Genomic DNA, 19,017 nt, shown 5'->3' with positions numbered 1-19,017 from the left:
TCGAGGGGAGGGGCGGTTGAGGCCCGCGTGACGTGCGCCGGCCTCAACTCTGACGATGCGCTCTGGGAGGAGTATCATATCCACATGACCAGCCCCGCCGAAATACTTGGCCTTCCCAAGCCCGCCTGGGCGGCGGACGAGGTCGGCATGCTCTACGACATGGCAACCCGCTTCATGTCGGAGGAGATCGCGCCGCGCTACGACGAGTTCGAGAAGAATGAGATGGTCGACCGCGAGAGCTGGCTGAAGGCCGGTGCTGCCGGCCTGCTCTGCGCCTCGATGCCGGAGGAATATGGCGGCTCGGGCGGCACCTTCGCGCATGAGAGCGCCATCATCGAGGCGATCGGCCATGTCGGCGTCGACGGTTTCGGCATCGGCCTGCACAATTCGATCGTCGCGCCCTACATCCTTCACTACGGCTCCGAGGAGCAGAAGAAGAAGTGGCTGCCGAAGCTCGCCACCGGCGAGCTGATCGGCACTATCGCCATGACCGAGCCGGGCGCCGGCTCCGACCTGCAGGGCGTCAAGACGCGGGCCGAGAAGGATGGCAACCAATACAAGATCAATGGTTCGAAGACCTTCATCACCAACGGCCAGCTCGCCAATTTCATCATCGTCGTCACCAAGACCGATCCGGAAAAGGGCGCCAAGGGCACCTCGCTGATCGTCGTCGAGACCGACGAGGTGGACGGCTTCCAGCGCGGCCGCAACCTCGACAAGATCGGCCTGAAGGCCAACGACACGTCGGAACTGTTCTTCAACGACGGGCGGGTGCCGACCTCCAATTTGCTCGGCCACGAGGAAGGCCAGGGCTTCATCCAGCTGATGCAGCAGCTGCCGCAGGAGCGGCTGCAGATCGGCACCGGCGCCATCGCCATGATCGAGCGGGCGCTGGCGCTGACCATCGACTACGTCAAGGAGCGCAAGGCCTTCGGCAAGGCGATCATCGACTTCCAGAACACCCAGTTCAAGCTGGCCGAGCTGAAGACCGAGGCGACGATCGGCCGCGTCTTCTACAATGATTGCGTCACCCGCCACATCAATGGCGGCCTCGATCCGGTGACGGCCTCGATGGCGAAGTACTGGCTCTCCGACCTGCAGGGAAAAGTCGTCGACGAATGCCTTCAATTGCATGGCGGCTATGGCTACATGAATGAATATCCGATCGCCCGCATGTTCCGCGACGCTCGCGTCCAGCGCATCTACGGCGGCACCAACGAGATCATGAAATTGCTGATCGGACGCTCGCTCTGAAAGCGGCGATCGGCAAACCCAAGGAGCACGAAAATGGCTGACGCTTATGTCTACGACGCCGTGCGCACGCCGCGCGGCAAGGGCAAAAAGGACGGATCGCTGCACGAGGTTCCGGCGGTGCGGCTTGCCGCCAAGACGCTGGAAGCGCTGCGCGACCGCAATGGGCTGGATACCGGCACTGTCGACGACATCATCTTCGGCTGCGTCGATCCGGTCGGCGAGGCGGGTTCGGTCATTCCGCGCGCCGCCGCCTTCGAGGCCGGCTACGACACCAAGGCGCCCGGCATGCAGATATCGCGCTTCTGCGCCTCGGGCCTCGACGCCATCAATTTCGGCGCCGCCAAGATCGCGCAGGGTGCCGACGAGATCGTCATCGCCGGTGGCGTCGAATCCATGTCGCGCGTCGGCATGGGCGCCTCCGGCGGCGCCTGGTTCATGGACCCTTCGGTCGGCCTGCCCGGCTGGTTCGTGCCGCAAGGCATCTCGGCCGACCTGATCGCCACCAAATACGGTTTTTCCCGCGACGACGTCGACGCCTATGCGGTCGAAAGCCAGAAGCGTGCGGCCAAATCCTGGGCCGATGGTCGCTTCAAGAATTCGGTGATCCCCGTCAAGGACCAGAACGGACTGACCATTCTCGACCATGACGAGCACATGCGGCCTTCGACCGACATGCAGTCGCTGGCCTCGCTCAACCCGTCCTTTATCATGCCCGGCGAAATGGGTGGCTTCGACGCCGTTGCCGTGCAGAAGCATCCGGAAGTCGAAGAGGTCAACCACGTCCATCACGCCGGCAATTCGTCCGGCATCGTCGATGGCGCCGCGGCGGTGCTGCTCGGCTCGAAGAAGGCCGGCAAGGCAATGGGCCTCAAGCCACGCGCCCGCATCCGCACCTTCGCCAATATCGGCTCCGAGCCGGTGCTGATGCTGACCGGCCCGGTCGACGTCACCGAGAAGCTGTTGAAGCGCGCCAAGATGAAGCTCTCCGACATCGACCTGTTCGAGCTCAACGAGGCCTTCGCTTCGGTGGTGCTGCGTTACATGCAGGCCTTCGACATCCCGCACGACAAGATCAACGTCAATGGCGGCGCCATCGCCATGGGCCATCCGCTCGGCGCCACCGGTGCGATGATCTTCGGCACGGTGCTGGACGAACTCGAACGCCGCGATCTCAACACCGCGCTGGTCACGCTCTGCATCGGCGCCGGCATGGGCACCGCAACGATCATCGAACGCGTCTGACGGGGAGAGAAACCGATGAGCTATACCAATTTCACCCTCGACACCGACGCCGACGGCATTGCGCTGGTCACCTGGAACATGCCGGACCGCTCGATGAACGTCTTTACCGAAGAGGTGATGAACGAACTCGACAAGATCATCGACCAGGTGATGGCCGACGCCGGCATCAAGGGCGCGGTGATCACATCGGGCAAGGACAGCTTCTCCGGTGGCGCTGATCTGACCATGCTGCAGAAGATGCTTGCCGTGTTCGCCAGGGAAAAGACCAAGGATCCGGAGAAGGCGGCAAGGCTTTTGTTCGACAATGCCGGCCGCATGGGCGGCCTGTGGCGCAAGCTCGAAACATCGGGCAAGCCTTGGGTGTCGGCGATCAACGGCACCTGCATGGGCGGCGCCTTCGAACTGTCGCTGGCCTGCCATGGTCGCGTCGCCGCTGATTCAGACAAGGTCAAGATGGCTTTGCCGGAAGTCAAGGTCGGCATCTTCCCCGGCGCCGGCGGCACCCAGCGCGTACCGCGGCTGACCGATCAGCAGCAGGCGCTGCAGATGCTGACCTCCGGCCAGAATCTGTCGCCGCAGAAGGCGAAGGCTATGGGCCTGATCCACGAGATCGCCGAGCCGGCCAAGCTGATCGAGACCGCAAAGGCCATGATCAGGAACGGCCTGAAGGCCGTCCAGCCCTGGGACGAGAAGGGCTTCAAGCTGCCCGGTGGCCAGATCTATTCGCCCGCCGGCTTCAATCTGTGGCCGCCGGCAATCGCCATCCTGCGTCGCGAGACCTATGGCAATTATCCGGCCGCCGCCGCGATCCTGAAATGTGTCTATGAAGGCCTGCTGGTGCCGTTCGACACTGCGCTCAGGATTGAGCAGCGCTATTTCACCGAGATCATGCAGACCAAGGAAGCGGCGGCGATGATCCGCTCGCTGTTCGTCTCGCTGCAGGAGCTGAACAAGGGCGCCCGCCGCCCGGCCGGCGTGCCGGAAACCAAGTTTAAGAAGATCGGCATTCTCGGCGCCGGCTTCATGGGTGCCGGCATCGCCTATGTCACCGCCAAGGCCGGTATCCCGGTGGTTCTGCTCGACCGCGATATCGAGTCCGCCACCAAGGGCAAGGCGCATTCCGACAGCCTGGTCTCGGATCAGGTCAAGAAGGGCCGCGCCAAGCCGGAGGAGAAGGACAAGCTTTTGTCGCTGATCACGCCGACAGCCGACTATGCCGATCTCGCCGGCTGCGACCTCGTCGTCGAGGCGGTGTTCGAGGATTCGGCCGTCAAGAAGGCCGCCACCGAACAGGCGGAGGCCGTGCTGAAGTCGTCGGCGATCTTCGCGTCCAACACCTCGACCATCCCGATCACCTCGCTGGCGAAGAATTCGGCGCGGCCGAAGAATTTTGTCGGCATCCACTTCTTCTCGCCAGTCGACAAGATGATGCTGGTCGAGATCATCCTCGGCAAGAAGACCGGCGACAAGGCGTTGGCGACTGCCATCGATTTCGTCCGCGCCATCAAGAAGACGCCGATCGTCGTCAACGACACGCGCGGTTTCTACGTCAACCGCTGCGTGCTGCGTTACATGTCGGAAGCCTACAAGATGCTGATCGAAGGCGTGCCCGCGCCGATGATCGAGAATGCGGCGAAGGCCGCCGGCATGCCGGTTGGGCCTCTGGCGCTTACCGACGAGACAGCCATCGACCTGGCCCAGAAGATCATGAAGCAGACCATCAAGGATCTAGGCGATAAGGCCGTCGACCCCAAGCAGATGGCGCTGATCAACACCATGGTCGACGACCATGGCCGCTTCGGCCGCAAGAACGGCAAGGGTTTCTACGATTATCCGGCGAAGCCGGCCAAGAAGAAGCTGTGGCCGGGATTGAAGGACCTCTATCCGCAACTCGCGGCCGAGAAGGTCGATTACGAGGAACTGCAGCAGCGCCTGCTCGTCACCATCGCGCTGGAAGCGGCACGGGTGATGGAAGAGGGCATCGTCACCGACCCACGCGAGGCCGATGTCGGCTCGATCCTGGCGTTCGGCTTCGCGCCCTTTACTGGCGGCGCGCTGTCCTACATTGACGGCATCGGCGCCAAGCGCTTCGTCAAGATCGCCAAGGGGCTGCAGAAGAAGTACGGCGCCGAATTCAGGGCGCCCAAGCTGCTCATCGACATGGCCGAGAAGGGCGAAACCTTCTACGGGCGCTTCGACCCCTACGCCAAGGGCGACGTGAAGCAGGCCGCCTGACGGCAGGTTATGTATGTCTGGGCGCGCATGGCGCGCATGCTGGCCACGGCGCGCAGCCGTGGCCCCTATATGATGGGCGGTGAAAGCCGGCTGGCCTTTCGCTGCCTGCCGACCGACATCGATTTCAATATCCATCTCAACAATGCGCGCTACATGATGCTGGCCGACCTCGGCCGCATCGACCTGTTCGTCCGCGCCGGCCTGATCACGCTGGCGCGCAAGAATGGCTGGGCGCCGATGATGGGTGGGGTGCAGGCGGTCTATGCGCGCGAGATCAGGCTGTGGCGCCGCTTCGAAGTGGTCTCCTCGATCGAAACCTGGGAAGGTAGCCAGGTCATCGGCAAGCACCGTTTCGTCTTCGACAATGGCGAGACGGCCGCCTTGATCCTGACGACGGCCGGGGTCTACGACCGCAAGGCCGGCCGCTTCCTTGATATTGACGAGGTCGTCGCCGCGCTTGGCCGCTCGTTGAACCCGCGTTCGCCGACAGAGGCGGAACGGATATTCATGACGTCGCACCAGGGGCTGCGCGGCCTGACCAAAGGGACCGGCTGACCAGCGGAGATCATCATTTCCGCAGCCTTCACGAAGGTGTGCCGTTAGAGCGCGTCCGGTGGACAAACCGGGATGCAGAGACTAGAAGGAAAAGGCATTTTTTCCTGTCTCAAAGGAGAGCACGACATGCTCTCGCACGACCGCGTCTGGGCCGCCATCGATGCTCTTGCCGAGCGTTATTCGCTTTCGGCGTCAGGTCTGGCAAGGCGGGCGGGGCTTGATTCAACCGCCTTCAACAAGTCAAAACGCCTGTCCTCGGACGGCAGGCCGCGCTGGCCTTCGACCGAATCGCTCGCCAAGATCATCGAGGCAACGGGGGCGTCACTCGACGAATTCACCGGGCTGATCGAAGGCCGCACGGGTGCATCGCCCGCTCCCAGACGAGCCGTGCCTTTGCTCGGCTTTGCCCAGGCCGGCGCTGGCGGCTTCTTCGACGATGCCGGCTTTCCGGCGGGGCAGGGCTGGGATCTGGTCGAACTGCCGGCGCAATCGACCGAAAGCTCCTATGCGCTGCAGGTGCAGGGCGATTCGATGCTGCCGCTCTACCGCAATGGCGACGTCCTCATCGTCGAGCCGGGCGCGGTCACCCGCAAGGGCGATCGCGTCGTCGTCAAGACCACATCAGGCGAGGTGATGGCCAAGGTGCTCGAACGCCAGACCGTCAAGTCGATCGCGCTGGTCTCGCTCAATCCCGATCATCCCGACCGCGACATCCCCATGCGCGAGGTCGAATGGGTGGCGCGGATTGTCTGGGCAAGCCAGTAGGTCGGGCTGGTGCGGTTTCCTCACCTTGTCATGGCGGTTGTGATGGTTCCGGTGATGGCCGCCCTGGTCGTCGCCGGCGGCCGCACGCTGAAAGGAAGCCAAAGCACTGTTGCGATCGATCAGATCGATCCCGGCGCTGACACGATCTCGCAAGCAGGCACCGATGCCGGATCTGAAGAGCCGGCCACGTCGGCCATTCCCGCGCCCGCTCCGCAGCCACCGAAGCCTGCGGTGCATTCGCGGGCGATCGATCCGGATGTCGTCGCGCCGCCGGAACTGCCTGCCGGCGAACTCGAGCGGGTCGAGCCGCGCGAGCCGCTGAGCAAGCTGGCGCTCGCCGTGCCGCCCAAGCCGAAGATGCCCGATGACTGGAATGGCACGAAGCTGTTCCAGCCGGTCGCGACGGCCGCCGGCCTGATCGAGGCGAAAGGCTATTCGGTCGCGATTTCCGGCATTGATGTCGTGCCTCAGGACGAGACCTGCACCACGGACGGCAAGTCCTGGCCGTGCGGCATACGTGCGCGCACGGCGTTCCGTGCCTTCCTGCGCGGCCGCGCCGTGGTCTGCACCGTGCCGCCCGAAGGCGGACGCGACCGGATCGCGGCGGAGTGCCGGATCGGCAAGCAGGATGTCGGTCAGTGGCTGGTCGACAATGGCTGGGCACGCGCCGCCAAAGGCGGCCCCTATGTCGAGGCCGGCGAAAAGGCACAAAGCGCGAAGAAGGGCATTTTCGGATCGGCGCCGAACCTGGCCGGCATGCCGGCGGAGCCCGCCGCGCCCGCCCAGGCGCCTCAGGCGCCGGGCTCGATCCTGGAAGAGGTTGACGGCGCCCTCAAACCAGCTGACCAGCCAGCGCCTGCTGAATGAGCGCGCGGGTCTCGGCGACGCCGTAGAGCGCGGCGAACGAGCCGAAGCGCGGGCCGCGTTCCTGGCCGATGAGCACCTGGTAGATCATCTGGAAGAAAGCGCCCGACACGCCCGGGCCGCCCTCCGGGCTCTGCTTGGAATGATCCTGATAGCGTTCGATCTTGCGCGCCACGTTGAGCGAAGCGTTCTGGATCGCCTCGCCGCCGGCGTCTGCCGGCAGCGTGCCAAGCGCCGCGTCCAGGGCCTGCAGCGCTTCGCGCTCGACCTCGTCGGCCGGGCGGAAGGTCTTCGTCGGCCGCACGAAATCGTCGAAATAGCGGATCGCATGGCCGACCAGCTGGTCGAGCTCCGGGTGCGTCTTCGGCGTCACATTGGTGGCGTGGCGCGAGATGAAGCCCCACAGCACATCCTTGTTCTGCGCATTGGAGGCGCTGACCAGGTTGAGCAGCAGCGAGAACGGCACCGGCATGTCGATTGCCGGCGGGTTGCCGTCATGCATGTGCCAGACCGGATTGCCTAGCCGTTCCTTCCAGTCTTGCCGGGGGTAGGCGGCGAGGAAGGTATAGTACTCGTCCACGGCCCTCGGAATGACGTCGAAATAGAGCTTCTTCGCCTGCCTTGGCCGCTGGTACATGTAGAGCCCGAGGCTCTCGGTCGGCGCATAGGTCAGCCACTCGTCGATGGTCAGGCCGTTGCCCTTCGACTTCGAGATCTTCTGGCCGTTTTCGTCGAGGAACAGCTCGTAGACGAAATGCTCGGGCGCGCGTCCGCCCAATATGTTGCAGATGCGGTCATAGACCACGGCATTGGTCTGATGGTCCTTGCCGAACATCTCGAAATCGACGCCAAGTGCTGCCCAGCGCATGCCGAAATCCGGCTTCCACTGCAGCTTCACCCGGCCGCCGGTGATCGAAAGCGTGGTCTCGGTGCCTTCATCGTCGAAGGTGATGGTGCCGGCCTTGGCATCGACATGCTTCATCGGCACGTAAAGCACGCGGCCGCTCTTCGGCGAAATCGGCAGGAACGGGCTGTAGGTCGCCTGCCGCTCGGCCCCGAGCGTCGGCAGCATCACTGCCATGATCTTGTCATAGCGCTCGGCGGCGGTGAGCAGCATCGCGTCGAAACGGCCTGACTTGTAATACTGCGTCGCGCTGGCGAATTCGTAGTCGAAGCCGAACGTGTCGAGGAAGCGGCAGAGCATCGCGTTGTTATGGTCGGCAAAGCTCGCATAGTCGCCGCCGAACGGATTGGGCACCGATGACAGCGGCTTGTGCAGATGCGGCTCGAGTGCTGCGCGATCCGGCACGTTGTCGGGTATCTTGCGCATGCCGTCCATGTCGTCGGAAAAGCACAGCAGCTTGGTAGCGACCTTATCCTGCGTCAGCACGCGGAACGCGTGGCGCACCATCGAGGTGCGCGCCACCTCGCCGAACGTGCCGATATGCGGCAGGCCGGACGGGCCATAGCCGGTCTCGAACAGGATCGTCTCGGGAAAGTCGCTGCCCTTGTAGCGCTCGATGATCTTTTTGGCTTCCTCGAACGGCCACGCTTTGCTCTCGGTCGCGGCCGCCAGCAGTTCGGGGTTGAGATCGAGGATGTTTGATCCCGCCATGGTCCTGTTTTCCAAATTATTCGCCGGCCAGATTGTTCGCTGGTATGGCCGCAGTGTCGATTTTCAACCGGTCCTCTAGGCGCGCATGGCCGGAGCGTCAACGCGTGGGGCGCTTTTTCCTTGCGACGCTGCTGGCGCCTACCTACCTTCGAAGCCCGTCCAAGGAGCAGAGAATGCCGTCGCCGACCCCGCATGAAGCCCTGATCTATCTGATGGTCATCACCTCGGCCTCCGATCGCGACATGACCGATGTCGAACTGGCCAGGATCGGCGAGGTTGTCCGTTCGTGGCCGGTGTTCGAGGATTTCAAGCAGGACCGGCTGGTTTCCGTCGCCCAGGCTTGTCAGAGGCTGTTGCATGAAAAGGATGGCCTGGAGGGTGTGCTGGCGCAGGTTGCCGAAGCCCTGCCGGAGCGCCTGCGCGACACAGCCTATGCCGCCGCCTTCGAAGTGGCCGCCGTCGATCTCGAAATGCGCCTGGAAGAAGTCCGGGTGCTGCAGCTGATCCGCCGCCAGCTCGATCTCGACACGCTGACCGTTGCCGCCATCGGCCGCGCGGCCAAGGCGCGGCTTCGCACGCTGACCTGAATATCGACAGCCCCTAGAAAAAGCTGACCGGAAAGTAGCGCAGATAGAATTCGGCGAAGGTGCCTTTCATCGAAATCTCCTGCAGCGCGTAGTCGATCGCGGCGGCAAGCGCCGGGTTGTCCGCCCGTGTGGCGATGGCCATGCCGGTGCCGAGATATTCCGGCGCCAGATAGGGGCCGCCGGCAAAGCGGCAGCAGCCGGCCGCATCCGAGCCGCCCAGCCAGAAGGCGAAGCGCATGCCGTCACCGAAGGCGGCGTCGATCTTGCCCGCCTTGAGATCGCGGTAGAGGGCTTCCGGCACGTCGAAGGAAACGATTTGGACCGTGTTGAAATAGTCGCGCAGCATGCGCTCATGCGCCGAGCCGGCGAGCACGCCGACGCGCTTGCTGCGCAGCTTGTCGAAAATCGGTTCCGCAAACGCCTTGGTCTTCGGCATGATGAAGCGCGCCGGAAACTGCAGATAGGAGCGCGAGAAAGCGTATGTCTGGCGCGATTGCGGCGTCGCGGCGATGCCGGCAATGATGGCTTCGCCTTCGCCTTTCTCGAGCGCGCCTTCGAGCTCGCCCCAGGGCAATGCCTGGATCTGGCATTTGTCGACAATGCCGAGTTCAGCGCAGATGGCGCGTGCCAGGTCGATGTGGAAACCGGACAGCTTTCCCGCGCCATCGAGGAAATTGAAGGGTGGAAAATCCGTGGTCGTCAGGAATCGCAGCCGTGGCAACGCCGAAAGGTCGGGCTTCGGCAGCCGTTCCTTGGCGTCCCACAACACTGGCACCTGCGGCTCAGCCGCGCGCACCCCAGAAGCCAATGGCAGCGCCGCGATCAGCGACGCCAGCACCAGGGACCTCCATTGGAACGCCACGATAGAACTCCGCCACACTCGTATTCGCACAGGTTTTGGTACGAAAATGGTACAGGCACAATGGTTTTTGATTTCAACGCGCCGATTTCAGGGTATGCTTTAGCGCGTTTGCAAACAGCGGTGGCTGCTCTGGTTGGGGGACCAGGGTCGAGAACCACAACCGGAAATGAGCGCGTTGCAATCCGCGGTCGGTGGCAAAGTGCGGACAATGCATGGACCATTGATCTCAATGCATAAGGCAACATGGGGTTGATGTTGCGATGGGTCAGTTCGATCGCACGCTGGAATACATAGACCAACTGCAGCACGCCGGAACGGCGGCGGCGGTTTGCGAGAAGCTGTTGGGCATAACGTCGGATTTCGGTCTGACGGCGCTGATGGCCGGAACCGTTCCGCAGCCGGGCACGCCGACCGGGCAGCAAAAGCAGCATGTGCTGCTTTGCGACTGGCCTGTCGAATGGCTGGAGCGCTACGTGGCGCGCAACTATGTCGACCACGATCCGGTGGTCAGCCATATGAAGCAGTTGCAGGCGCCGTTCCAGTGGCGCGAAGCCGCCCAGGGCATTCGCATCGACAAGAGCAGCGGCGAAGTGATGGGCGATGCCGGCGCTTTCAAGCTGCGCGACGGGCTGGCCTTCCCGCTGATCACGCTCGATGGCCAGATTGTCATGGTGTCGCTGGGTGGCGAGGCCGTGCAGTTGTCGGCGGCCGAGTTCGGCCTGGTGTCGCTGGTCTCGACCTATGCCGTTGGCCGCGCCATGCAACTCCACACCATGGCCGGCAAGACCATCGACCATATCGAACTGACGCCGCGCGAGCGTGAATGCCTGCAATGGGCCGCCGTTGGCAAGTCGGAATGGGAGATTTCGCAAATCCTCGGCATCTCCGAACACACGTCGGAGAAACATCTTCTTAACGCCAAAAGCAAACTCGGTGCCGTCAACCGGGTCCAGGCCGTCGCAGAAGCGATAAGGCGCGGCTACATTAGCTAGATCGGCCGTGCCGATCTAGAATTCTTGCCTACGTGATCACGCAATTTTCTCGTTGAAGCACGGCCGTATCTTCCTCTTAAACCCAGGAGACGACGGCATGCTTTTTTGTCTTACAACTCAAGAATTGATGGAACGCCCCGACCTTTGGGAGGCCGTCCATCGTCTGCGCTACCAGATATTTGTCGAGGAGATGGGGTGGGAGGACCTGCGGCGCCCGGACGGATTCGAGGTCGACCAGTTCGACCATGACGAGGCAGTGCATCAGATCGTCATCAGAGGCAACGAAGTCGCGGGTTATCAAAGGATGTTGCCGACCACGCGGCCCCATCTGCTGACCGATGTTTTGGCCGACCTTTCCGAAGGAACGCCGCCATCGGGTCCCAACATCTGGGAATTGACCCGCTATGCGGTGGCTGCCGGTTTCCGCGATGGCCGTCGCGGCGTTTCGACCGTTGGCACCGAATTGATCGCCGGCTTCGTCGAGTGGGGGCTGAAGCGCGGCGTCGACAAGGTGATCATCGAGTTCGAGCCGATGTGGGTGTTGCGCGCCTTGCAGCTGCATTTCCTGGCGACGCCGCTGGGCTATCAGCGCACCTACGGCAATCAGCAGGTCGTGGCGACGCTGCTCTCCTTCAACGAGCACACGCTGGATGTGGTGCGTTCGCGTCGCAATCATCATGCTCCGGTTCTGGCCAGGGGATACCCCGACATGTTCGGTCAAAGGAGGGCGTCATGAGGTTGGAAACGGCGGTGAATCCGCACCCGCAGCCGGAACTGCGCAACCACACGCTGATCGTCACCGTGTCGTCGAATGACGGCCGGCCGGTGCTCGACAGAAGGGCCTATGAAAGCCTTGCCAGGACGTTCCATGAAGCCGCTGACAACGATGAAGTGCGTGTCGTCGTGCTGCGTGGCCTGGCAGGCTGTTTCTGCCTTGGCGGCGACTTTTCCGAATTCCTCGACGCCACCAAGCATCAGAAGCTGATCGCAGCCGTCACCGACATGTTCCGCACGCTGGCGACGTTCCCCAAGCCCATCCTCGCCTGCGTCGATGGCGATGCCGTTGGCGTCGGCTGCACCATCCTGTTCCACTGCGACATGGTGATCGCCTCGAATGAAAGCACGTTCCGGGTGCCGTTCGTCGATTTCGGCCTTGTGCCGGACGCGGCGACCAGCATCCTGGCGCCGCAGAAGCTCGGCTATGCCGGCGCCTTCCGCTTCTTCTGCCTCGGCGACACGCTTCGCGCCGAGGACGCCAGGGCGCTCGGCCTCGTCGCCGAGATCGTGCATGACGGCGTCGAGGAGGCGACGCTCGGCCGCGCCAGGCAGCTCGCCAAGAAGCCGGTTGCCGCCCTGCTGCAGACCCGTGGCCTGCTCAAGGGAAACACCGGCGCGCTGTGCGACCGCATCGACCAGGAGATATCGCTGTTCCAGCAGGCGCTGCAGGACGACACCACGCTGCGGCGATTGCAGCGGATTGCCAGGCTGGCAGCCTGAACGATCCGGAAGAATCTGCGCCGCGCAGGCCGGTGGCCGCGCGGCGCAGTAAACGTTAGCCTTGCTTGCCGAGGAATGACGGTCCTTCGCCGATGATCTTCTTGTCTTCCTTGCCGACGATATCGAGATCGCGGCCGTCATAGGGCAGCGACAGCAGGATGCGCCGCATCACCGCCAGCCGCGCGCGGCGCTTGTCATTGGCCCGCACGATGATCCATGGCGCGAACTCCTTGTGGGTGCGCTCGAACATGGTGTCGCGCGCCTTGGTGTAATCGTCCCATTTGGTGATGCCGGCGACATCGATCGGCGAGAACTTCCAGGCCTTCAGCGGGCTGTAGCGGCGATCGTGAAAGCGCTCGAGCTGCGTCTCCTGGCCGATGTTCAGCCAGAATTTGAAGAAGTGGATGTCGTCGTTGACGATCATCCGTTCGAAATGCGGCGTCTCGTCGAGAAATTTCTCATGCTGCTCGGGCGTGCAGAAACCCATCACCGGCTCGACGCCCGCGCGGTTGTACCAGGAGCGGTCGAAGGTGACGAATTCGCCCGATGTCGGGAAATGGTCGACATAGCGCTGATAGTACCATTGCGCCTGTTCGGTCGGGGTCGGCTTGGTCAGCGCCACGTTGCGCGCCGTGCGCGGATTGAGGTACTGGCGCAGCACGAAGATCGTGCCGCCCTTGCCGGCGGCGTCGCGGCCCTCGAACAACGCCATCACCCGCTTGCCGCTCGCCTGCAGCCACGCCTGCGCCTTGACCAGCTCGATCTGCAATTTCTCAAGCGTCTCATCATACTCGTCGGTCTTCATTTTCTTGTCGTAGGGGTAGTCGCCTGCGGTCAGCTTGTTGTCCTCGACCCAGTCGGGAAGCTCGGGATTCTCGATGTCGAACTCCCGTTCCTTGCCGTCGATTTTGATCTTCAGCGGACCTGATGTCGGTGTTGCGGGATTTTCCTTGGCTTTTTTCATCGAGACGAACCCTTTCCAGCTTACGGACTCATGCTATTGGGAGCCTCCATGCCGGTCTAGCAGGAAGTTGCCATACGGCCGGACAGCGCCAGAGAGGGCTATAGGACGCGCCGATGGCTGAGCAAAGCGCAGAGCAGGCAAGTGTGGCGCAAGCCATGGCCATCCGGCTGTGGAACAGTCGCTGGTTGCTCGTCGCTGGCGTTGTCGGTATCCTGATCACCTTTGCCTTCGCGGGTATTTCCGCTTACGCGCTGGTGTCGGCGCTGCTCCTGTTGTTTGCAGCGGCGCTGCTTCCGGCCGCCGGCCTGCGCCAATCCGCCGAGGGCGCTTCTGCGATCGAGGCGATCGGCCTGCAGCGCCTGTCGGGCGAATATCTGGCAGCGGCCGTCGCCGACCCGCTCATCATCTTCGACCGCTCCGCCACCATCGTCCATGCCAACGCCGCCGCCTTTGCCGCTTTCGGCGGCATCGCACCGGGCCTGTCGCTGCCGCTGAAATTCCGGGCGCCGGAAATGCAGACCCTGCTTGACAGCGTGCTGTCGGGCACGATCGCCTCGGATGTCGTCGACTATACCGAGAAGCTGCCGGTCGAGCGGGCCTACCGGGTCAGCGCGTCCTCGGTCGGGCATGGTACCGACCTCTATGTGCTGGTGTTCAAGGACCAGAGCGAGGCGCGCCGCATCGACCGCATGCGCGCCGACTTCATCGCCAATGCCAGCCACGAATTGCGCACTCCGCTCGCTTCGATCGCCGGTTTCATCGAAACGCTGCGCGGACCGGCCCGCAACGATCCGGCGGCGCGCGAGCAATTCCTGCAGATCATGCAGAACCAGACCGGCCGCATGGCGCGCCTGATCGATGATCTCCTGTCGCTGTCTCGGCTCGAGATGAAGCCCTATCTGAAGCCCGGAACCGAGGTCGATCTGCGCCAGACCGTCGACAGCGTCATCGACTCGCTGGCCCCGCTTGCCCGCGAAAACAGCGTTACCATCGAGCGGGATTTCGCCAAAGGGCCCCTTAATGTGCCGGGCGATCGCGACGAGCTGTTCCAGGTTTTCGAGAATCTGCTGGAAAACGCCTGCAAATACGGCCAGCCGGGCGGCCGCGTTCTAGTGACGATCGCGCACGGCGAGGACGGTTCCGAACCCGGCATCGATGTGACGATCAGAGATTTCGGCCCCGGCATTCCCGAAGAGCACATTCCGCGCATCACCGAGCGCTTCTATCGCATCGATGTCGAGACCAGCCGGACCCAGAAAGGCACCGGCCTCGGCCTGTCGATCGTCAAGCACATCCTGACGCGTCACAATGCCAGGCTGACGATCTGGTCCGAGGTCGGCAAGGGTGCCGCCTTCTCGGTTCATTTGCCGACGCACTGATAACGCCCTAGTTTTCCCCGGGACCGTTTCTTTTTCTGTCATCCGGCTAGCGTATCAGCGGGGATTCGAGGAAACGACTCAAGATCAAGAACCCGTGGGAAGGCATTTCGTCCATGCAGTCCGTGCACATCATGAGCGCCTTTGACGAGGAGCTGAAGTATCTGTCGAAGCGCATCGCCGCGATGGGCGGCCATGCCGAGCGTATGGTCGAGCAGGCGGTCGCCGCTCTCGTCAATGCCGATCCGGGACTGGCAGAGAAGGTCATCCGCGACGACGCTGTGCTCGACGAAGGGCAGCGCGAGATCGACGACAAGGCGATCATCATCATCGCCAAGCGCCAGCCGATGGCGACGGACCTGCGCGAGATCGTCGGCGCCATCCGCATTTCCGCCGACCTCGAACGGGTCGGCGACCTCGGCAAGAACGTCGCCAAGCGCGTGGTCGCCGTCACCGACGGCCGCCAGTCGACCAGCCTGTTTCGTGGCCTGGAGGCCCTGGCCAATCTGGCGCTGACCCAGCTCAAGGAAGTGCTCGACGTCTATGCGTCGCGCTCGGTCGACAAGATCGGCTTCGTGCGCGACCGCGATGACCAGATCGATGCCATGTACACCTCGCTGTTTCGCGAATTGCTGACCTACATGATGGAAGATCCGCGCAACATCACGCCCTGCACGCATCTGCTGTTCTGCGCCAAAAACATCGAGCGCATCGGCGATCATGCCACCAACATCGCCGAGACCATCTATTACATCGTCACCGGCGACCAGATGCCGGCCGAGCGGCCGAAAGGCGACAAGACGGACAAGATCAGCGTGTCGGCGACGCTCCCGGCGAAATAACGTTCGTCCTCTCGAACGCTAGATCATATTGCGCTAAACTATCCCGGCGTTAAGCTTCTCAGGCCTTAAAGGTCCTGCTTTCAGGAGGCTGCGATGGAATATGTTCGAGAGTTCAAACCCGCGGCGCCGACATCAGGCATCATCGCGTCCAGTGTCTACACGGCCGGGAGGCGCATTGCCGACATTCCGATCGAGGAAGCCGGCGAATGGGCCAAGAAATCGGGTCACGTTGTCTGGATCGGGCTGCTGGAACCTGACCGTGACCTCCTGCTGCGCGTCAAGGCGCAATTCCATCTGCATGAGCTTGCGATCGAGGATGCCGAGCATCCGCACCAGCGGCCGAAGATCGAGCAATATGGCGACGCGCTGTTCATCGTCGCCCGCACCGCGCAGCTGATCGAGGGCCGCGTCACTTTTGGCGAGACGCATCTGTTCGTCGGCTCGGGCTACATCGTCAGCGTCAGGCATGGCCCCTCGACCTCCTACGCCGCCGTGCGTCAGCACTGGGAAAGCTGCCCGCATTCGCTGGCCAAGGGCGAGGATTTCGTCCTCTATGCCATTCTCGATTTCATCGTCGACAACTACATGCCCGTGCTCGAGCAGATCGAGGACGAGGTCGAGGCGATCGAGGACAGGGTGCTTTTGAAGCCAATGACCGGTCCCGACATCGAGCGACTCTACATGCTGCGCCGCGATCTCCTGCGTCTGCGCAATGCGGCGCTTCCGCTGGTGGAAGTCTGCCGCCGGCTGACCAGCGCCGAGCTGCCGCAGATCCATTCAGCCATGCATCCGCTGTTTCGCGATGTGACCGACCACATCCGCACCGTCCAGGAAAAGATCGACAGTCTGCGCGAGGTGCTGGCGTTCGCGTTCGAGGCCAGCCTTCTGGTCGGTCAGAGCCAGGAAACGGCGATCTCGAAGAAACTCGCCTCCTGGGCCGCCATTCTGGCCGTGCCGACGGCATTCGCCGGCATCTACGGCATGAACTTCACCGACATGCCGGAACTGAAGATGGAATATGGCTACCCGATCGTGCTGGCCACCATCGCGGCGATCTGCTCGTTTCTCTACTGGCGGTTCCGCAAGAATGGGTGGCTGTGAAAAGAAAGCGAATAGGGAGTAGCCAATAGCAACAAAAAACGGCTTGCTCCCAGTCACAGAAGCCAAGCCGTTCCTATTCGCTATTCGCTATTCGCTATTCGCTATTCGCTATTCGCTATTCGCTATTCGCTATTCGCTATTCGCTATTCGCTATTCGCTATTCGCTATTCGCTATTCGCTATTCAGCGATTGCGCCTCCGCTCCGCCGCCGGCTGGAACGCCACGCGGGCGTGATACTTGCAGTAAGGACCGGTCTCGGCGGCTTCGTTGCCGCAGAAGTTGAAGTCTTCCGACAGCGGATCGCCGTTCGGCCATTTGCAGGTCCGCTCGGTCAGCTCGACGAGCTGCAGATGCCTCGAAATCGGCACCACGACGTTCTCGACCGGGCGGATGTAATGATGGCGTGTCACCGGTTCGGCGTCGAACTGCGTCTGAAGAGCCGTCGCACCGATCGATGTCGTGACGTGGCGTGCCGTGCTTGCGGCGCGCGCCACCGATTTCTGAACGGTCGATCCCTGTGCCGTCTTCTTCTGGCGTGCAGGCGTTGCCGTTGCGCGGCCGCGGCCCGACAGCTTCAGCCGGTGCACCTTGCCGATGACGGCATTGCGGCTCACCCCTCCAAGCTGGGCAGCAATCTGGCTTGCGCTCAGACCCTCCGACCACAGTTTCCTGAGAAGTTCGACCCGCTCGTCAGTCCAGTTCATGAGACCGCGCTCCTGCTAAGCGTGCGCAATCGGAATCCCTTCCCGACCCAGCAACCTTGCTGGGCAGACACCACATATATCTGGTGATTAGGTCCGCCGCACGAAATCTAGTTATTTCTCGACTACAATTACCTTATGCGCTGACTCGGTGACAGAGTTCCAAGTGCAACACGAATCGGTTTTTTCGGTTTTCCCCAACTTGCCCGGTCGCTCATGAGCCGGCGTCGAGTTAGGGGGCTTATCGCGTGCCACTACGCGACGTTTTCGTTGACTTCATGGCCGAAAAACACGATAAGCCGCACAAGGCCGCCGCTTTGGCGGCTTTTTTGATTTTCCGGTACCGGAGACGCATATAATGAGCGGTTCGGCGCTTTACGAGACCTTTGCTCGCGCTCCCCTGGCTTTCGACCACGGGGAAGGAACTTGGCTGGTTACCGACAAAGGCGAGCGATATCTCGATTTTGCCGGCGGTATCGCGGTCAACTCGCTCGGCCACAGCCATCCGCATCTGGTCGCGGCTCTCACCGAGCAGGCGGCAAAACTCTGGCACGTCTCCAATCTCTACGAGATTCCGGGGCAGAGCCGGCTTGGCGAGCGCCTGGCCGATGCCACCTTCGCCGACAAGGTGTTCTTCACCAATTCCGGCGCCGAGGCGCTGGAATGCGCGATCAAGACGGCGCGGCGCTACCATTTCGTCAAGGGTCATCCCGAGCGCTTCCGCGTCATCACCTTCGAAGGCGCCTTCCACGGCCGCACGCTGGCCACCATCGCGGCCGGTGGGCAGTACAAATACCTCGAAGGCTTCGGCCCCAAGGTCGAAGGCTTCGACCAGGTAGGCTTCGACGACATCGATGCCGCCGAGAAGGCGATCACGCAGGAAACCGCCGCGATCCTGATCGAGCCGGTGCAGGGTGAGGGCGGTATCCGCCCGGTCCCGACGCAGTCGTTGAAGCGGCTGCGGCAGCTTTGCGACCAGCACGGTCTGTTGTTGATCTACGACGAGGTCCAGTGCGGCATCGGCCGCACCGGCAAATTGTTCGCGCATGAATGGTCAGGCGTGGCGCCCGACATCATGGCGATCGCCAAGGGCATTGGTGGTGGCTTCCCCATGGGCGCGTGCCTGGCCACCGATGAAGCCGTGGTCGGTATGACGTCGGGCGTGCACGGCACCACCTTCGGCGGCAACCCGCTGGCCATGGCGGTCGGCAACGCCGTGCTCGATGTGGTGCTGGAAGACGGCTTCCTCGAAGACGTCCAGCGCAAGGCATTGCTGATGAAGCAAGGCCTGGCGTCGATCGCCGACGAGTTTCCCGATGTCGTCGAAGACATCAGGGGCACCGGGCTGATGCTTGGCCTCAAATGCGCCATGCCCAACACCAAGGTGAACATGGCACTGCGCGACCAGCATTTGCTGGCGGTTCCGGCCGGCGACAATGTCATCCGCCTGCTGCCGCCGCTCACCGTGACCGACGCCGAGATCCACGAGGCGCTCAACCGCATCCGCGCTGGTGCCAAAGGCCTGGCGGACGCCATCGCCGCGGCCGCCGCGAAGTAATTCCGGA

18 protein-coding genes are annotated in these 19,017 nt (G+C 62.7%); 14 read left to right on the top strand and 4 right to left on the bottom strand.

Going from position 1 to position 19,017, the window contains the following annotated elements; all coding sequences use genetic code 11:
* Window positions 1-84: 84 nt before the first annotated feature.
* The 6 genes from AC0V8S_RS35175 (at window position 85) to AC0V8S_RS35150 (ending at window position 6,918) form a co-directional block, all read left to right on the top strand.
* A complete protein-coding gene (locus AC0V8S_RS35175; protein ID WP_475436232.1) occupies window positions 85-1,254 on the top strand; it encodes an acyl-CoA dehydrogenase family protein in 1,170 nt (389 codons plus the stop codon).
* A gap of 33 nt (window positions 1,255-1,287) precedes the next feature.
* Window positions 1,288-2,496, top strand: a complete 1,209-nt coding sequence (locus AC0V8S_RS35170) for an acetyl-CoA C-acetyltransferase (protein WP_475436229.1) — start codon at window positions 1,288-1,290, stop codon at window positions 2,494-2,496.
* A gap of 15 nt (window positions 2,497-2,511) precedes the next feature.
* The gene (locus AC0V8S_RS35165) at window positions 2,512-4,731 is read left to right on the top strand and encodes a 3-hydroxyacyl-CoA dehydrogenase NAD-binding domain-containing protein (RefSeq protein WP_475436227.1); all 2,220 of its coding nucleotides are present in this window, start codon (window positions 2,512-2,514) and stop codon (window positions 4,729-4,731) included.
* A 9-nt stretch (window positions 4,732-4,740) separates the two neighbouring features.
* Complete coding sequence (locus AC0V8S_RS35160; RefSeq protein ID WP_475436225.1) at window positions 4,741-5,286, top strand: thioesterase family protein; 546 nt, start codon at window positions 4,741-4,743, stop codon at window positions 5,284-5,286.
* Window positions 5,287-5,412: 126 nt separating this feature from the next.
* Complete coding sequence (locus AC0V8S_RS35155; protein ID WP_475436223.1) at window positions 5,413-6,051, top strand: S24 family peptidase; 639 nt, start codon at window positions 5,413-5,415, stop codon at window positions 6,049-6,051.
* Between the two features lie 9 nt (window positions 6,052-6,060).
* A complete protein-coding gene (locus AC0V8S_RS35150) occupies window positions 6,061-6,918 on the top strand; it encodes a thermonuclease family protein (RefSeq protein ID WP_475436221.1) in 858 nt (285 codons plus the stop codon).
* On the opposite strand, the gene AC0V8S_RS35145 is transcribed toward AC0V8S_RS35150, so the two are convergent.
* A complete protein-coding gene (locus AC0V8S_RS35145) occupies window positions 6,884-8,530 on the bottom strand; it encodes a lysine--tRNA ligase (RefSeq protein ID WP_475436219.1) in 1,647 nt (548 codons plus the stop codon). The genes AC0V8S_RS35150 and AC0V8S_RS35145 overlap by 35 nt on opposite strands.
* A gap of 173 nt (window positions 8,531-8,703) precedes the next feature.
* Between AC0V8S_RS35145 and AC0V8S_RS35140 the strand changes: the two genes are divergently transcribed.
* The gene (locus tag AC0V8S_RS35140) at window positions 8,704-9,117 is read left to right on the top strand and encodes a tellurite resistance TerB family protein (RefSeq protein ID WP_475436217.1); all 414 of its coding nucleotides are present in this window, start codon (window positions 8,704-8,706) and stop codon (window positions 9,115-9,117) included.
* Window positions 9,118-9,130: 13 nt separating this feature from the next.
* On the opposite strand, the gene AC0V8S_RS35135 is transcribed toward AC0V8S_RS35140, so the two are convergent.
* A complete protein-coding gene (locus AC0V8S_RS35135) occupies window positions 9,131-9,979 on the bottom strand; it encodes a transporter substrate-binding domain-containing protein (protein ID WP_475436215.1) in 849 nt (282 codons plus the stop codon).
* Window positions 9,980-10,239: 260 nt separating this feature from the next.
* Between AC0V8S_RS35135 and AC0V8S_RS35130 the strand changes: the two genes are divergently transcribed.
* The 3 genes from AC0V8S_RS35130 to AC0V8S_RS35120 all read left to right on the top strand — a co-directional run bounded on the left by AC0V8S_RS35130 (window position 10,240) and on the right by AC0V8S_RS35120 (window position 12,468).
* Window positions 10,240-10,971, top strand: coding sequence for a helix-turn-helix transcriptional regulator (locus AC0V8S_RS35130; RefSeq protein WP_183456162.1), 732 nt, complete (start codon window positions 10,240-10,242; stop codon window positions 10,969-10,971).
* 97 nt (window positions 10,972-11,068) lie between these two features.
* Window positions 11,069-11,707 (top strand): acyl-homoserine-lactone synthase, encoded by a 639-nt coding sequence (locus tag AC0V8S_RS35125; RefSeq protein ID WP_183456164.1) that lies wholly within the window; start codon window positions 11,069-11,071, stop codon window positions 11,705-11,707.
* Entirely contained in the window at window positions 11,704-12,468 is a 765-nt protein-coding gene (locus tag AC0V8S_RS35120; RefSeq protein ID WP_183456166.1) for an enoyl-CoA hydratase-related protein, read from the top strand. Before AC0V8S_RS35125 ends, AC0V8S_RS35120 begins: the two co-directional genes overlap by 4 nt.
* Before the next feature lie 55 nt (window positions 12,469-12,523).
* On the opposite strand, the gene ppk2 is transcribed toward AC0V8S_RS35120, so the two are convergent.
* Complete coding sequence (gene ppk2 / locus AC0V8S_RS35115; RefSeq protein WP_183456168.1) at window positions 12,524-13,432, bottom strand: polyphosphate kinase 2; 909 nt, start codon at window positions 13,430-13,432, stop codon at window positions 12,524-12,526.
* Between the two features lie 113 nt (window positions 13,433-13,545).
* On the opposite strand from ppk2, the gene AC0V8S_RS35110 reads away from it, so the two are divergent.
* The 3 genes from AC0V8S_RS35110 to AC0V8S_RS35100 all read left to right on the top strand — a co-directional run bounded on the left by AC0V8S_RS35110 (window position 13,546) and on the right by AC0V8S_RS35100 (window position 16,751).
* Window positions 13,546-14,811 (top strand): ATP-binding protein, encoded by a 1,266-nt coding sequence (locus AC0V8S_RS35110; RefSeq protein WP_475436211.1) that lies wholly within the window; start codon window positions 13,546-13,548, stop codon window positions 14,809-14,811.
* A 113-nt stretch (window positions 14,812-14,924) separates the two neighbouring features.
* Window positions 14,925-15,650, top strand: a complete 726-nt coding sequence (gene phoU / locus AC0V8S_RS35105; RefSeq protein WP_475436209.1) for a phosphate signaling complex protein PhoU — start codon at window positions 14,925-14,927, stop codon at window positions 15,648-15,650.
* 93 nt (window positions 15,651-15,743) lie between these two features.
* Window positions 15,744-16,751, top strand: a complete 1,008-nt coding sequence (locus tag AC0V8S_RS35100; protein WP_475436207.1) for a magnesium and cobalt transport protein CorA — start codon at window positions 15,744-15,746, stop codon at window positions 16,749-16,751.
* A gap of 182 nt (window positions 16,752-16,933) precedes the next feature.
* Here the strand turns inward: AC0V8S_RS35100 and AC0V8S_RS35095 are convergent, their stop codons facing one another.
* Window positions 16,934-17,455, bottom strand: coding sequence for a GcrA family cell cycle regulator (locus AC0V8S_RS35095; RefSeq protein ID WP_095198320.1), 522 nt, complete (start codon window positions 17,453-17,455; stop codon window positions 16,934-16,936).
* Between the two features lie 355 nt (window positions 17,456-17,810).
* Here AC0V8S_RS35095 and AC0V8S_RS35090 point away from each other — a divergent pair, with 355 nt between their 5' ends.
* On the top strand, window positions 17,811-19,010 hold the full coding sequence (locus AC0V8S_RS35090; protein WP_475436204.1) for an acetylornithine transaminase: 1,200 nt from the start codon (window positions 17,811-17,813) through the stop codon (window positions 19,008-19,010).
* Window positions 19,011-19,017: the final 7 nt, after the last annotated feature.

The sequence above is a fragment of the Mesorhizobium oxytropidicola genome, assembly GCF_056174625.1.
Note: the sequence above shows the minus strand (reverse complement) of the source record. Positions and strands in the feature narration are given on the sequence as shown.